Below are 12,406 nucleotides of genomic sequence, written 5' to 3' on the forward strand. Positions count from 1 at the left end.
CGCCCAGATCCGGGCGGCGCTGAATCCTTCAGACGATGCGGGTGGTCAGCGGGCTGAGGCCGTCGATCTCGACCAGCAGCTTCTGGCCGGGCGCGCAGGCGGCAACACCGGCGGGCGTGCCCGTGTAGATCAGATCACCGGGCGCCAGCGCGACCAGCCGCGACAGATGCGCGATGATCTGCGGGACGGGCAGGATCATCTGCGACAGGTCCCCCTGCTGGCGCACCGCGCCATCGACCGACAGTCGGATCGAGCCCGTCTCAAGCAGCCCGGTTTCCGACACCGGATGCAGCATCCCGCAGACCGCCGAATTGTCGAACCCCTTGGCCATGTCCCAAGGGCGGCCCTTTTCCTTGGCCTCGGCCTGAAGGTCGCGGCGGGTGAAGTCGATGCCTGCTGCGTAACCCCAGACCATCGCCGCCGCATCCTCGGGGGCGATGTCGCGCCCGCCGCCAGAGAGGGCCACGACCAGCTCGGCCTCGAAATGCAGATCCTGCGTCGCGGGCGGATAGGGCATGTCGGCGCCCCCCGTCAGAACGGCATCGGCCGGCTTGCCGAAAAAGAACGGATCGGCGGGTTCATGGCCCATCTCTCGCGCGTGGTCGGCATAATTGCGCCCCACGCAGAAGATGCGCCGCACCGGAAAGCGGCCGCCGCCCTCGACGGGAACGAAAGCCTGTTCGGGGGCGGGAATGACGAAATCACTCATGCGGCGAAAACTCCTTGCCAGTCGCGGAAGCCCTTGATCTCGATGGGGTTGCCGCTTGGATCGGTGAAGAACATCGTGCGCTGTTCGCCCGGCTCGCCCTCGAACCGGATCACCGGCGGGATGTCGAAGGCGACGCCATGCGCGGCCAGACGGTCGGCCAGGGCCAGCCAATCCGCCAGCGGCAGGACGGCGCCGAAATGGGGCATCATCACGCGATGCTCGCCGACATGCCCGGTGCGGTCTGTGGCGAAGGGCTGGCCCAGATGCAGCGAAAGCTGGTGGCCGAAAAAGTCGAAATCGACCCATGTCGGAGCCGAGCGCCCCTCGGTGCAGCCAAGTACGCCGCCATAAAAGGCGCGCGCCTCGTCCAGATCGGTGACATGGATGGCAAGATGGAACAGTGATCGCATGGTGTCCTCCTGCCCGAAGGGATAGCGCAGCCGCAAGCGCGCCGCCACCACAGACACCGATTGGAACGATTTTCCGCAAGGCGCGCCCCCTTGCGGGCGAAGCGGCGCGCGCCTATGTTGACCCTGTTCGGGGCAACCCGGACTATGGACATAAACGCGCTCGTAATAAGCGGATCGGACCCGGGGGCGGTACCCGGCGGCTCCACCAGATCACCCTCGTTGGGGGACAATGGGGCCGAAACAGGATCGACGAACGTCTAAAGGGGTTTGCTTTGTCTCGGTGAGCTACCACCGATATCGGTGCAAATTGTACAGTTGCCAACGACAACCGTGCTCCGGTCGCTCTGGCTGCGTAAGCAGTTCGAGAGATCGAAACCTAAGCCCTTGCGCCTAGCAGCGTAAGGCGGGGCCCGCAGGAGCCTGGCAACAGAATCCTGCACTTCATTCCCTGCCTCCTAGCAGTTTGATTTCACTGGCTAACTGGTTTCCAGTTTTCCAGAATTTTACAGTTTGCGTTCTCGAAATTCCCTCAAGACCGCCTTGGCTGCCGCTTTCCGGTCCTGGTAGCGGCTGTATCGTTCGACCATTTCCACCGACAGGCCGATGGTCGTGCTGATCTGCAAAGCGGTCATTCCGCCCTGACGAAGTCGGATCACGGCATTGGCGCGCAGGCCATGCCAGACGCAGGGGCGCAGCTCGGCATGTTCCTTGCGCGCCGCCTCAAACACCTTCCAGTGCTGGTTCGTCGTCACGGGCTTGCCCACGTTCCTGCCGGTCTCTTGCAGCAGGAAGGGGCCGGGCCGCCTCTCCCACGTCGCCATTTCGCGGGCCAGCTCGGGGAAGATCGGACAGACCGGCTGAACTCCGGTCTTTTTCTGGCGCAGGGTCAGGGTGTCCCCGTCAACATCGGTCCAGCCCAGGCGCACCACGTCGCTGATCCGCTGGCCGGTATAGCGGGACAGGAAGAACGCGCGGCGCAACATGCCGGTCAGGTTATTCTCGGCAAATGCCAACTGGTCGTCGGTCCAGGGCTTGTGTCCATCATCGGACTGAAACACGCCAACGCCGTGCGTCGGATCGGATGCCAGCAGGCCACGCGGGCCGCGCGCCCATCCGGTCATCGCCCGGAGCGCAAAGAGGATGTTGTTCGCCCTGCCCGGCTTCTCTGCCCCGATCTTTTCCATCAGGGCTTCCACGTCCGCAGGACGCAAATCCTCGGCAGGCAGATTGCCCCAGATGCCCCGCACAACCTCCAGATAGCGGCGGTATTGATCCTGCGTGGAAGGGGCCAGCTTACGCCGCAGGCCGGGCCATGCGGCCATGTAGGCATCGATTAGGGCGCCGATGGTATCGGTCGGCATAGGGGCGCCTTGCACCTGCCGCAGCGCCGCCCAGAACTCGGGGGAACGGGGATCGTCAGGAAGTTTGACGCGCGGGCCAGCATGATCTGTCCCGCGCCCCGGTTGGAAGTAATAGTAATCCTTGCCACGGGATCGGACCCGATGAACGCCCCGTGGCAGGCTGATGTTAGGTGGCATTGCGCAGCGCCTCGATGAAGGGGCTAGCCGCTGCCGCCTGTTGCGCATCACGGCCCAAATGGGCCTCGACCTCTGCCCAACACCACCGCACCGAACCGCCGATGCGGCGGGGTTTGGGCAAAAGGCCGCGCGATACATAGCTGTCCACCGTGCTTTCGCTAAAGCAAAGCTCGGCTGCCAATTCCTCTTTGGAAGGATAGGCCGGGGGACGATCACCATAAACCGCGCGGCGCTTCATCAGGCAGCAGCCCCCGTCTCCAGATCGGACAGATGCAGCACCTCGCCCGCGCGATGGCGCTCGATCCGGCTGCCAGCCCATTCGGTGAACTGATCGACCGTGAACTCCTTGTTTGCCAGCGCCCGCAGGGCCGCCATGAAGATCATCTGTTCGGTCGCATCCAGTCTGCCGACAAGCCCGGACACTTTCGCCACCCACTCGTTCTCGTTCATTGGCTCATTCCTTTCGTGTTTTTGTGGAAGCCGACGACCAAGCCGCGCTCGTCGCCAAGCCAAAGCCAATCAATGGATGCGCCGTTATCGCTGCAATATCGGAGGAAGCTGATCGTGAAGGTCTGGCCGCCGTCGCATTCCTCGACCACCTGATCGGCAGGAAAGAGCGGGGCGCCGGTCCATTCGGCAAACAGGGCCAGCCTGTCGGGCACGCCATGCGGAAGGCGCAGGGCTGCGGCGGGGTTTGTCAGAGCTGCGTTCATTGCGCGGTCCCTCCGATCAGCTTGGCGGTCGGAACGATGACTTTTGCCAAGGCGGAAAGGCCTTTCGCGGTCACACGGACCTGGGTGCCGATCCATTCGCTGCCATCCGGGCGGGTGCCAGTGATGACGCGATGCTCCATCACGCCAGCCGCCAGCCGGTCAGCATAGGCCAGCCATCCCTTTGACCCGTCACGCTTGAAGATCCAGCGATGATTGTGCAGCCAGTCAAACATGGTCCCCGGCGCGATGCCCAGCGTCTTGGCCGCGTCGGTGATGCAGAAGCTGCCTTCCGCCTCGCACAGGCGTTCATGGGCCTGAACCGTGTGCTGCATCGCATCGATCCGCTTGGCCTGTTCCTGCGTGACCTCGATCAGCTGGCTGGCGATCAGGGCAAGCTGGCCGGGATCGCGCACGTCGATAGCAGCCGGGCGCCTCTGCCCTTCCAGCTCAAGCCAACGGTCGATGATGCGCTTGCGCAAGACCACGTTGTAGCCCGAGACGAGCGTAAGGGTCAGGTCTTTGGGCAGTCGGTATTCGGCTTGGTCTCGGTTGCGGGCGTCTTTATAGATGCGTCCAAAACTGGACGGATCGATTTGCAGGGCTGCGCACATGGCCTCAATGTCCCGCCGAACGTGCTGGTGCTGCTTTTCGCACAGCTCTGCGATCTCGCGCGACGACATGGTGACGCCGCCAGCCGCCGCGACGGGCAGGTTGATCATCGGCGTGGTTTGCTCCATATTCATGGAAACCTTCCTTTCGTGAGTGTTGGGATTGGTCAGGGCCGGGTTGGTGTTGGCGCACCGCTCGGCCTGTTTCGTTTCAGGCTGCGTTGTCCGCATTGCCGCGCACCTCCGCAGCATCGCGCACCACGCTTTCCAGCGCCGCCAGAACCTCTTGGTTCATTGAACGCCGATTGCGCGCCGCCCTCTCCTTTATCGCAGCCCGCCAGCCATCTGGCAGGCGAACGATGAACTTCTCCGCCGTCTCGCTTGGGTAAGCCATTCATCCTCCTTATGCCAAGTTGATGCCACCAGAAGTAGCTTCGCGGCGCCTTGGTGTCAAGTCGGCATCAGTTGCGACTTGGCATATATGTGGCTAACTGGCACTGGCAGACCTGGAGGGCGCGATGGCCGACCGAGAACCCTACCCGAGTGAGAAGCAGGATCGCTTCATTGTTCGGCTGCCTGACGGCATGCGCGACCGGATCAAGGCCGCCGCCGATGCGAACAACCGCAGCATGAACGCCGAAATCGTCGCGGCCCTGAGCGAACGATTTCCCGAGCGAAGAACCGAGGATGTATTCGAGCGAGGGGTCCAAGCAGTTTTCGAAGATTATGGCTGGACCGTTCATTTCAAAAGGTATCTGCAAAACGAAGGGTTTAACTTCAGTGTCTCCCGAGGCGTTTTGAGTATCCTCGTCGTCTGCCAGCGATCCATGGCCGACCTCACAATCGACGATATCGACAGGATAGCTGATGGGTGCCAAGGGGCATCGAAAATTAGAGCGGTAATTGGATATGGCATGCCCACGCGAGCAGTCGAAGCCTATGCTTACCAGAGGATGGTCATATTAATAGATTTGCTGCAGCTGGAGGATTTCCCTCGTGACCTCCTTAAACTGCACCCGTTCCGGCTAGAAGATGGCCCAGCAGGCAAACTCGATGAGCGTTGGCGACAAACATATGAGGCAATCCATCGCGGACGTGACCGGCCTTAACCTGCGATCGAACGCTTTTCGAACCCTATCGTCCCTTCGCATCCTAAGAGATTAAAAAAAAATGCCCTTAGAGTTCGCCCCGCCCATCGGCTGCCTCGTTGTCGCCAATTTTGACGACGGGTTCAGAACCCCAGAAATGGTCAAGCGGCGGCTCGCAGTCGTGATATCGCCCGCCGTTGAAAACAGGTTTGGGCTTTGCACCATTGTGCCTCTCAGCACTACCCCACCGGAACAAGAGATGCCCTACCATGCCAAGATCGTGATACCCTTCCAGCTTCCCCCCAAATGGGGCAATCGTGAACGCTGGGTGAAGGGTGACATGGTCTATGCGGCAGGGTTCCACCGACTTGATCTCCTTAGATTAGGTAAGGACAGGAGTGGTCGGCGGATATATCAAATGCGACCTCTCCCCACCGGCATGATCACGATGATACAGCGTTGCGTGTTGCACGGCTTGGGATTAAGCCAGTTGACAGATCACCTCTAAGGTACCATCTTGATCGTGTCGCGGCGCTGCTTCGGCATCCGCATTAAGACCCTACCAAGGGCCACTGGTCAGTCCGGGCGAAAGCAAGCTCTTGACCAGTGCTGTAAGGCCCTCGGCATCGCCGGGGGCCTTTGCTTTCGGAATGCAGTGATGTGACCTACGCCCCCATGATCGCGTCGAACAGCTCGGGCGACAGGGGCGTTGTGGACGGTCGGGCGACGTTCATTCCGGCAGGGGCCGCCATGCGCCGCGTGGCGTCCTCCATCCAGACCGCATCCAGCGCCATTATGATCTCGGCATGATGCGGCTCAAGCGGCTGGCGCATGATCCTCGACCACGCAGCCAGAGCTTCCCAGGAAATCGGGTTTGGGCCGTGGGTGTGATAGGACCGCGCCCGAGACAGCTCCAGGAAGGCCATCAGCAGGGTGTCCCCTCCTTCCGGCACCTTGGGGCGTTCCTGCCGCAGAAGGCCACGCAGGGCCGTGCAGAGCTGTTCTTTCAACCGTTCCATCAATCAAGCCTGTCCCTGCGGTAGCGCATGAAGTGATCCATCTTGCGCGGCAATGTGCGGTCGTATTGCTCGAACCCCTGCCGCATGGCCGTATGTGCGATCTCGACCGTCTGTTCCCGGCTGCTTTCGATCACCTTGCCGATCAGGTCAGGCGACAGATCGACCTTGACGCGGGTTGTCCCGCCGCCTGCACCGCCACCCCCGCCGCCGAACTTGTAGCCGCCCAACATGCGCTTGGTCTGGTCGGCGGTCCAGTATCGCGCCGGGCCGGTCGCCTCGATCTCGGGGCCGCGTTCGCCCACCACGCGCAACCCGCCTGCGTGATCGCCGCCATTGGCAAAGCCGGGGATCGTCGGCGGGGTCAGGATATTGCCAAGGCCGCTTGCGACCGAACCGAAGCCCGGCAGGGCGAACAGCGCGCGCATCATCCGAATGCGGGCGATCTCGGCCAGCAGCCGGATCACCGCCTGCCGCGCATTGTCGGACCCTTGCAGGACGGCACCGAAGATATCCTCCAGCGCATCGGCGCCACGCTTAGTCTGTTCCTGTATCTCGCGCATCCGCCGTGCGGCGTCCTCGGCTTCCAGCCCTGCGGTCATGTAGGCCTCGGCCAAGGCGTCCACCTCGGCCCGAAGCTCGGGCGTCAGATCGCGCCCGTCCCGCTGGGCCGCGTGCAGCAGCTCGGCACGCTTGCGGGCGAACTCCAGCGCGTCGGCATATTCGCGCCCGCTGGTAGCCGCCGCCACAAGGCTGGCCGCCTCCGCCTCCAGCGCAGCGATCCGCTGCCGTGTCTGGTCCATCAGCTTGTCGAACTCGCCATCATCGGCAGCACCGCGCCCGGAACCGCCAGAGGCACGGCCAGACCGACCAGATCCGCCACGGCTGCCGGAACGGGCCGCGTCGGCATCCAGCGCCGCGCGGGCCAGACGCTCGGCCTCGGATCGGGTGATGCTTGCCCCGGCTTCCTCGGCCCGGCGCATCACCGCCTCGATCTCGCGTTGCAGGCGCAGCTGTTCGGCGCTGGCGCTGTTGCGTGCCTGTTCAGTTGCAAGAAAGTCCTGGTTAGCCCGGCGCAGGGCCTCAAGGCTCTGCATGGACGCCCGTTCTGCCGCCTCGCGCTGGCGCATCGCCTCGCCACGCTGTTGATCCGCAGAAACGCCCGCCGTCTCGGCCAGGGCATCACGAAGGCCCAATGCAAGCGCGGTGACAGAGGCGATAACGCCGCCCAGACGGCCAAGCCGGGAAATCACCCCGTTGAAGCTCGCCCTGTCCGTGGCGTCCAGTTGGGCCAAGGCCTCGCTGGCTTGCTGTTCAACCGCTGCCAGCGCCTCGGTCAGTTCCTCGCCCGAAATCTCGCCACGCTGGAAGGCCTCGGCCAGCCGGTCCATTTCTTCCGTCGCGGCCCGCAGGGCGTCGGCAATCTCGTCGTATCCCCAACTGTCCAGCGTGCCGATGGCGCTGCGCATCTCCATTCCCGCACCACGGGCTTCCTCTGCCAAGGTCACATATTGCCCGTTCAGGCGGCCCAGGGCCTCGGCATTGGCATCGACCAGATCACGGTTGGCGGCCAGCGCGTCGGCCAGGTCATCGCCCAGAATGGCGCGGGCTTCCTCGGGGGTCGCAAAGATGCTGTCTAGGTCGTCGCGGAAATCGGTCAGGGCCACCGCTGCATCGGCCACGCCAACCAGAAGCCTCTTGATCCAGGTTCCCACGCTACGGGACAGCTCGGCAAACTTGTCGTCCAGGATTTCGGCGCGGCGGATCAGATCATCCTCGATCACCACCCCCGCCTCACGGGCAGCATCCATCATCGCGTCAATGCTGTCGCCACCCTCGCGCATGGCGTTGACCATGGCAGCACCGCCGCGCCCGAAGGCCTTGGTTGCCAGATCCATCCGCTGCGCATCCGAAGGCAGGGCGCGCATGACGTCTGCCACCTCTTTCAACAGCTCCAGCTGCGACTTGATTTCGCCGTTGGAATTGCGAACCGAAATCCCGAACTGGTCCAGAGATTGCGACAGGGGGCCTGCCCCGTTCACGGCCTGCCCGATGTTGCGGGTGAAGATTTCCAGCGCCTTGTTCAGATCCTCTGCGGCCACGCCAGACAGATCGAACCCGCGTTGCAGACCTTGCAGGGCCTCGGTCCCGATGCCGATGCGATCCGCGACCTTGGCAAGCCCGGACAGCTCGGCCACGGTCCCGCGAATGCTGCTTGCCAACTGCCCGGCGCCAAGCGCACCGACAGCACCGACCGCGAAGCTGCCAAGAAAGGCCTTACCGAAGCTGCCGATCTTGGCCGAAGTCGTCGCCAGCGCGGTATTCATCGAACTGGTCGCGCGCAGCATGTCGGCTTCCATCTGCCGCGTTGCGGTCTGGCTGTTCCGGCGCAGCTCACGATAGGATCGGGAACCGCGCTGTTCGGCCTGCTTCATCCGGCGCTCGAACTCGCTAACGCGGGCTTCCAGCGCGACCACAAGGCGTTCATCAGCCCCTACTTGCGCGTTCATGGCGCCTCCTTATGCAATCCAAAGGTCATCGGTGAACCAGGGCGCGTTCGTGGTCATGCCGCCTTCATTGGCCGCGCACCGCGCCACCGCCATGGCCGCCGCAACCGCGCCGTCGATCTTGTCGCGCGACTTGCCCTTGTGAAACGTGACGTTGCCTGCCGGGTCGGTGCGGCATTCGATGTTCGAGAAATTCCAGCGAAGGACGGGATGCCCGCCATGGCGGAACCGGCGCCCGAGAATTGCCCGCTCCAGCTCTTTCACGGCTGGCGCCATCGTCGCCCAACCCTGCCGCATCTCGACCGCAGGAAAGCCGTCCTCGGCCAGATTGTTCAGCATGTTGCGCGCAAGGTGCGGGTCAAAGGCGATCTCGGCCACGTTGAACCGGGCGCACAACTCGCGCACCTGATCCTCCACCGCGCGGAAATCGACCACGTTGCCGGGCGTGGCGGTGATCAGGTCGTCCTGCGCCCAGATCGTGTATGGCACCTGTGACCGTTCCTCACGGTCGCGCAAATTGTCCTCGGGACAGAAGAACCAAGGCCAGACTTGGAAGCCATCGGAACCGTCACGCCAACATGCGACGATAACGGTCAAATCACTGTTGCTGGACAGGTCAACCGCCAGCCAGCATTCGGCGCCCGAGGCTTCCAGCGCGTCCAGATCGACCGGCGCCGCGCCCTCGTCGTAAACCTGCATTTCGACAAAGGGCGTCGTGGCGTGATCCAGCCAGACGTTCAGATGAAGCTGTCGGAACGCCTCTCGGTCGCCCGGTCGCCTCTGCCCCTCGCGCGCAAGCTGGCGCAGGCCTTCAAGATCGGGATAGCCATGGCGCAGGCCGGGGTTGACCAGATGCCACAGGGTTTCATCGGTCCAGTCGGCATCGGCTTTCGCCTCGAACAGGACCGGCAGGATTGACGGATCGTCAACCTCGCCGCGTGCCACCCGGCGCGCATCCTCCACAATGTCCCAGGCGATGTTCTCTTGCCCGCGCCCGGCAGTCGTGGCGACGACCAGAAGGCTGCCCCGCGTCTTGGGAAGGCCGGAACGCAGCACGTCCCACAGGTCGCGCTTCTTCCATGCGTGCAGTTCATCGGCCAGCACAAAGCAGGGGGTGCGCCCGTGCTGCGTCCCTGCATCCGCGCTGATCGCCTCGCAGAAGCTGCCGATCTTGGGAAAGGTGATCCGGTTGCGGTAATCCTTGGGCCGCACATGCGGTGCGATGCCGGGATGCGCGGTCAGAAGGCCCAGAAGCTCGGCATAGGCGATCCGGGCCTGCTTGCGATCCGCCGCCGCGCTGATCACCTCGCCCCCCGGCTGCCGCTCGGGTCCGACCGTGTGAAGGGCCTCCAGCGCCGCCGCAAGGCTGGTCTTGCGATTGCCTCGGGGAACAAGGATCACCGCCGTCTTGACGATGCGGCTGCCGTCCTCGTGGCGCGGGCCGTAGATGCGGCGCACAATGCGTTCCTGCCACGGGTCAAGCTGAAAGGCCTTGCCGCTCTTGGGATGCTTGAGCTTGCGCAGCCATTGCACCGCGCGTTCCCCGAACCCCTGCGGATCGGGGATTTCCGAACCGTCATAGATCCAATGCGGAAAGGTCGGTGCGATGCCAGGGTGATCAAACGATGTCGTCATCCTCGCCCCCTTCATCGTCACGCATGGCCGGGCGCGACCGACTGACAGGCGTCAGGCCAAGCTCGGCTGCCAGCTGGCGCGCGGATGCCATGGCCTTGTCCTGCACCCTGATCAGTTTCAGCATAAGCTCGGGGTCCGGGTTGCCCTGTATCTCGGCCTCCATCTGCCGGATGCGCCCAATGCAGATGCAGTAGTTTTCCAGCCCGCCAAGGTCGGCATCGGTCAGGATGCGGCGGGCGGCCAGAACCGGCATCACCCGGTCCCATTCGTCGCGGGCTTCATCGGCAAGCCAGCCGGGCGCGGTCAGGACGTCCCCCAAGGCGCCGGGATCGCTGCGCAGTTCCGGCTTGGTCCCCTTCATGGCGTCACCCTCACGCAGCGCAGTTCCAGCCCCTTGCGGCGGCCAATGGGGGTGATCTGCCGGATCTCGAACGGCTGGCCCTTCCAGATCACCCGGTCGGCATTCGCCACGCTGTCCAGATGCCGGATGCGGAAGCTCACGGCTTCCTCGTCGCTGGCGCCATGGCTGCGCATGTATTCCTCGGTCGTCTGGTCGATCCGTTCGGCGCGCACGGTTGCGCGGGGCGTCCAGCCGGTCGTCGGCGTGCCGTAATCGTTCACGCTGTCCTGGGGGGTCTCGATGCGGATTGTCTCGATCAGCTTGCCGGAACGCATCATGCCGGAACCTCCGAAACCAGAACCTCGACCGTCACCACGCCATGCGCGTGCAGCCCGTCAGGGTCGCGCAGAAAGCGACTGCCCGCCGTTTTCAGATCGGCACAATGCAGCCCGCCAGACAGCGCCAGACGGCCCTTGCGCATCTCGGCATGGATCAGGGCTGCAAGGTGCTTCACGCTCTCCATGGACGTCTCACGCGCCCACAGATGCAGCGTGTGATAGACGCGCGTATGGGTGCGGCGCAGGCTGGTCCCTGCATCGACAGACTGGCTGTCGCCCATGATGATGGCCGGAAGCCGGGACGGGCGCCCGTGGGTGTCCAGCACGTTGGACGCCGGGACCATGGCGATGATCGCGGGGTTGCCGATCAGGCGGGCGCGAATTGCTTTCTGAACCTCGATCTCGGGCGTCATGGCCGGGCCTCGCGGATTGCCTTACCGACCGCGCGCTTGATCCTGTTCAGCGCGCGGGTTCGGCCCAGACGGAAGCCGGGCCAGAAGAACGGTTGCGCGGCGTGATGGCTGGTGCCGAACTCCTGCAAATGCGGATAGCGAACATCGGTATTGCCCGCCGTGATCATCGCCATGTTCTCGGGAACCACGGTCGAACCGCCCGGCTGCGAATATGGGGGCGTCGTCTGGCCGGGGCCGGTGACGGTGATGCTCTCGATCAGCTTGCCCTCGTCACGGGGCGCAAGGCCGCGCTGCAATGCTGCGATCTCCTCGGCACCCTTCATCAGCGCAGGCTGAACGGCTGCCCGTGCTGCCACGGGAATGGCCGCCATACGCCGCTGGAACCGGGCCAGACCGCCATCATCCGCCATCAGAAGCTCCATTCCCGGTAGCTGGCGATAATGTCACTCACGCCAAAGGGAAGCGGTGCGCCCCGATCGGTCACGGCCTCGCGGTTCTCATACCACCACGCAGCCAGTTGCAGGATCGCCTCGCGGATCGCAGGCGGGACCGCGTGAACCGTCTCGAACCTCTCCAGCAGGCCATAGCCCAGATGGCGTTCGATCAGGTCTTGCGCCGCGTCCAGCTTGCCCTGGATCAGCAGATCGTCAGCGTCCTGATCGGCTGTCAGGGCCAGATGCTGGCGCAGATCGTCCAACGTCACGACAGGCTCAACCATTGCTTTGGCCTCCGATGAAGGGGGTGCAGGGTTTGAACTCGGCTTGCAGGCGGATCACGCCGTTGGCCTCGTCAAAGACCTCGCCACAGGACATCACCAGGGCGAACCATTCGCGGACAGTCACGCCATCGGAAAAGACAAGCCGGAAGGGGTATGCCTCGGTCCGGGCGAAGGCGCGCCAGATGATCAGCTGGCCGGGGTCGGCAGGATCGGCGCCGAACATGAGCTGCATGGTCTTGGGGCGCGGAACGCCCTTCACGACCTCATACACGGGCGGGGCATTCTCGCCCGTCGCCATGTAATGCCAATCCATGCTTTCCCATTCACCGCCAAGCATTCCAAGGGCCTCGGCCTCGCCAATCTCCACCCAACC

The 12,406-nt window shown here is 63.8% G+C and carries 19 protein-coding genes and 1 other RNA gene; 3 read left to right on the forward strand and 17 right to left on the reverse strand.

The annotated features are described in order from the left end of the window. Nucleotides 1–28: 28 nt before the first annotated feature. Both ACTZWU_RS06385 and ACTZWU_RS06390 read right to left on the reverse strand, forming a co-directional pair. On the reverse strand, nt 29–709 hold the full coding sequence (locus tag ACTZWU_RS06385; RefSeq protein WP_444736530.1) for a fumarylacetoacetate hydrolase family protein: 681 nt from the start codon (nt 707–709) through the stop codon (nt 29–31). Beyond that, entirely contained in the window at nt 706–1,119 is a 414-nt protein-coding gene (locus ACTZWU_RS06390) for a VOC family protein (protein WP_444736531.1), read from the reverse strand. Before ACTZWU_RS06390 ends, ACTZWU_RS06385 begins: the two co-directional genes overlap by 4 nt. A gap of 86 nt (nt 1,120–1,205) precedes the next feature. Between ACTZWU_RS06390 and ssrA the strand changes: the two genes are divergently transcribed. Next, nucleotides 1,206–1,560, forward strand: a transfer-messenger RNA (tmRNA) gene (ssrA, locus tag ACTZWU_RS06395). Between the two features lie 62 nt (nt 1,561–1,622). Here the strand turns inward: ssrA and ACTZWU_RS06400 are convergent. The 6 genes from ACTZWU_RS06400 to ACTZWU_RS06425 form a co-directional block, all read right to left on the reverse strand. Beyond that, nucleotides 1,623–2,480, reverse strand: coding sequence for a tyrosine-type recombinase/integrase (locus tag ACTZWU_RS06400; protein WP_444736532.1), 858 nt, complete (start codon nt 2,478–2,480; stop codon nt 1,623–1,625). Between the two features lie 166 nt (nt 2,481–2,646). Continuing rightward, nucleotides 2,647–2,895 (reverse strand): helix-turn-helix transcriptional regulator, encoded by a 249-nt coding sequence (locus tag ACTZWU_RS06405; RefSeq protein WP_444736533.1) that lies wholly within the window; start codon nt 2,893–2,895, stop codon nt 2,647–2,649. Continuing rightward, nucleotides 2,895–3,107, reverse strand: coding sequence for a hypothetical protein (locus ACTZWU_RS06410; protein WP_444736534.1), 213 nt, complete (start codon nt 3,105–3,107; stop codon nt 2,895–2,897). The genes ACTZWU_RS06405 and ACTZWU_RS06410 overlap by 1 nt, the downstream gene beginning before the upstream one ends. Then, a complete protein-coding gene (locus ACTZWU_RS06415) occupies nt 3,104–3,370 on the reverse strand; it encodes a hypothetical protein (protein WP_444736535.1) in 267 nt (88 codons plus the stop codon). Before ACTZWU_RS06415 ends, ACTZWU_RS06410 begins: the two co-directional genes overlap by 4 nt. Beyond that, nucleotides 3,367–4,209, reverse strand: coding sequence for a phage antirepressor KilAC domain-containing protein (locus tag ACTZWU_RS06420; RefSeq protein WP_444736536.1), 843 nt, complete (start codon nt 4,207–4,209; stop codon nt 3,367–3,369). The genes ACTZWU_RS06415 and ACTZWU_RS06420 overlap by 4 nt, the downstream gene beginning before the upstream one ends. Continuing rightward, a complete protein-coding gene (locus tag ACTZWU_RS06425; protein WP_444736537.1) occupies nt 4,190–4,372 on the reverse strand; it encodes an Arc family DNA-binding protein in 183 nt (60 codons plus the stop codon). The genes ACTZWU_RS06420 and ACTZWU_RS06425 overlap by 20 nt, the downstream gene beginning before the upstream one ends. A gap of 124 nt (nt 4,373–4,496) precedes the next feature. On the opposite strand from ACTZWU_RS06425, the gene ACTZWU_RS06430 reads away from it, so the two are divergent. Together ACTZWU_RS06430 and ACTZWU_RS06435 are read left to right on the forward strand one after the other, a co-directional pair. Beyond that, complete coding sequence (locus ACTZWU_RS06430; protein WP_444736538.1) at nt 4,497–5,087, forward strand: Arc family DNA-binding protein; 591 nt, start codon at nt 4,497–4,499, stop codon at nt 5,085–5,087. A 61-nt stretch (nt 5,088–5,148) separates the two neighbouring features. Beyond that, the gene (locus tag ACTZWU_RS06435) at nt 5,149–5,574 is read left to right on the forward strand and encodes a type II toxin-antitoxin system PemK/MazF family toxin (RefSeq protein WP_444736539.1); all 426 of its coding nucleotides are present in this window, start codon (nt 5,149–5,151) and stop codon (nt 5,572–5,574) included. A 157-nt stretch (nt 5,575–5,731) separates the two neighbouring features. Here the strand turns inward: ACTZWU_RS06435 and ACTZWU_RS06440 are convergent, their stop codons facing one another. The 9 genes from ACTZWU_RS06440 to ACTZWU_RS06480 are packed head-to-tail and all read right to left on the reverse strand — an operon-like array spanning nt 5,732 to nt 12,400. Continuing rightward, on the reverse strand, nt 5,732–6,085 hold the full coding sequence (locus tag ACTZWU_RS06440; protein ID WP_444736540.1) for a phage tail assembly chaperone: 354 nt from the start codon (nt 6,083–6,085) through the stop codon (nt 5,732–5,734). Then, the gene (locus ACTZWU_RS06445; RefSeq protein WP_444736541.1) at nt 6,085–8,592 is read right to left on the reverse strand and encodes a hypothetical protein; all 2,508 of its coding nucleotides are present in this window, start codon (nt 8,590–8,592) and stop codon (nt 6,085–6,087) included. Before ACTZWU_RS06445 ends, ACTZWU_RS06440 begins: the two co-directional genes overlap by 1 nt. 9 nt (nt 8,593–8,601) lie before the next feature. Then, a complete protein-coding gene (locus tag ACTZWU_RS06450) occupies nt 8,602–10,224 on the reverse strand; it encodes a terminase large subunit (RefSeq protein WP_444736542.1) in 1,623 nt (540 codons plus the stop codon). Next, nucleotides 10,208–10,585, reverse strand: coding sequence for a phage terminase small subunit P27 family (locus tag ACTZWU_RS06455; RefSeq protein ID WP_444736543.1), 378 nt, complete (start codon nt 10,583–10,585; stop codon nt 10,208–10,210). Before ACTZWU_RS06455 ends, ACTZWU_RS06450 begins: the two co-directional genes overlap by 17 nt. After that, complete coding sequence (locus tag ACTZWU_RS06460) at nt 10,582–10,902, reverse strand: phage head closure protein (RefSeq protein ID WP_444736544.1); 321 nt, start codon at nt 10,900–10,902, stop codon at nt 10,582–10,584. The genes ACTZWU_RS06455 and ACTZWU_RS06460 overlap by 4 nt, the downstream gene beginning before the upstream one ends. Further along, nucleotides 10,899–11,315, reverse strand: coding sequence for a DUF3168 domain-containing protein (locus ACTZWU_RS06465; protein ID WP_444736545.1), 417 nt, complete (start codon nt 11,313–11,315; stop codon nt 10,899–10,901). The genes ACTZWU_RS06460 and ACTZWU_RS06465 overlap by 4 nt, the downstream gene beginning before the upstream one ends. Continuing rightward, entirely contained in the window at nt 11,312–11,725 is a 414-nt protein-coding gene (locus ACTZWU_RS06470; protein WP_444736546.1) for an HK97-gp10 family putative phage morphogenesis protein, read from the reverse strand. Before ACTZWU_RS06470 ends, ACTZWU_RS06465 begins: the two co-directional genes overlap by 4 nt. Continuing rightward, nucleotides 11,725–12,033, reverse strand: coding sequence for a head-tail connector protein (locus ACTZWU_RS06475; RefSeq protein ID WP_444736547.1), 309 nt, complete (start codon nt 12,031–12,033; stop codon nt 11,725–11,727). Before ACTZWU_RS06475 ends, ACTZWU_RS06470 begins: the two co-directional genes overlap by 1 nt. Beyond that, on the reverse strand, nt 12,026–12,400 hold the full coding sequence (locus ACTZWU_RS06480) for a hypothetical protein (protein ID WP_444736548.1): 375 nt from the start codon (nt 12,398–12,400) through the stop codon (nt 12,026–12,028). Before ACTZWU_RS06480 ends, ACTZWU_RS06475 begins: the two co-directional genes overlap by 8 nt. Between the last annotated feature and the right edge of the window lie 6 nt (nt 12,401–12,406).

Origin of the sequence: Paracoccus sp. NSM (assembly GCF_052379855.1) — a bacterium.
Taxonomy (GTDB): domain Bacteria; phylum Pseudomonadota; class Alphaproteobacteria; order Rhodobacterales; family Rhodobacteraceae; genus Paracoccus.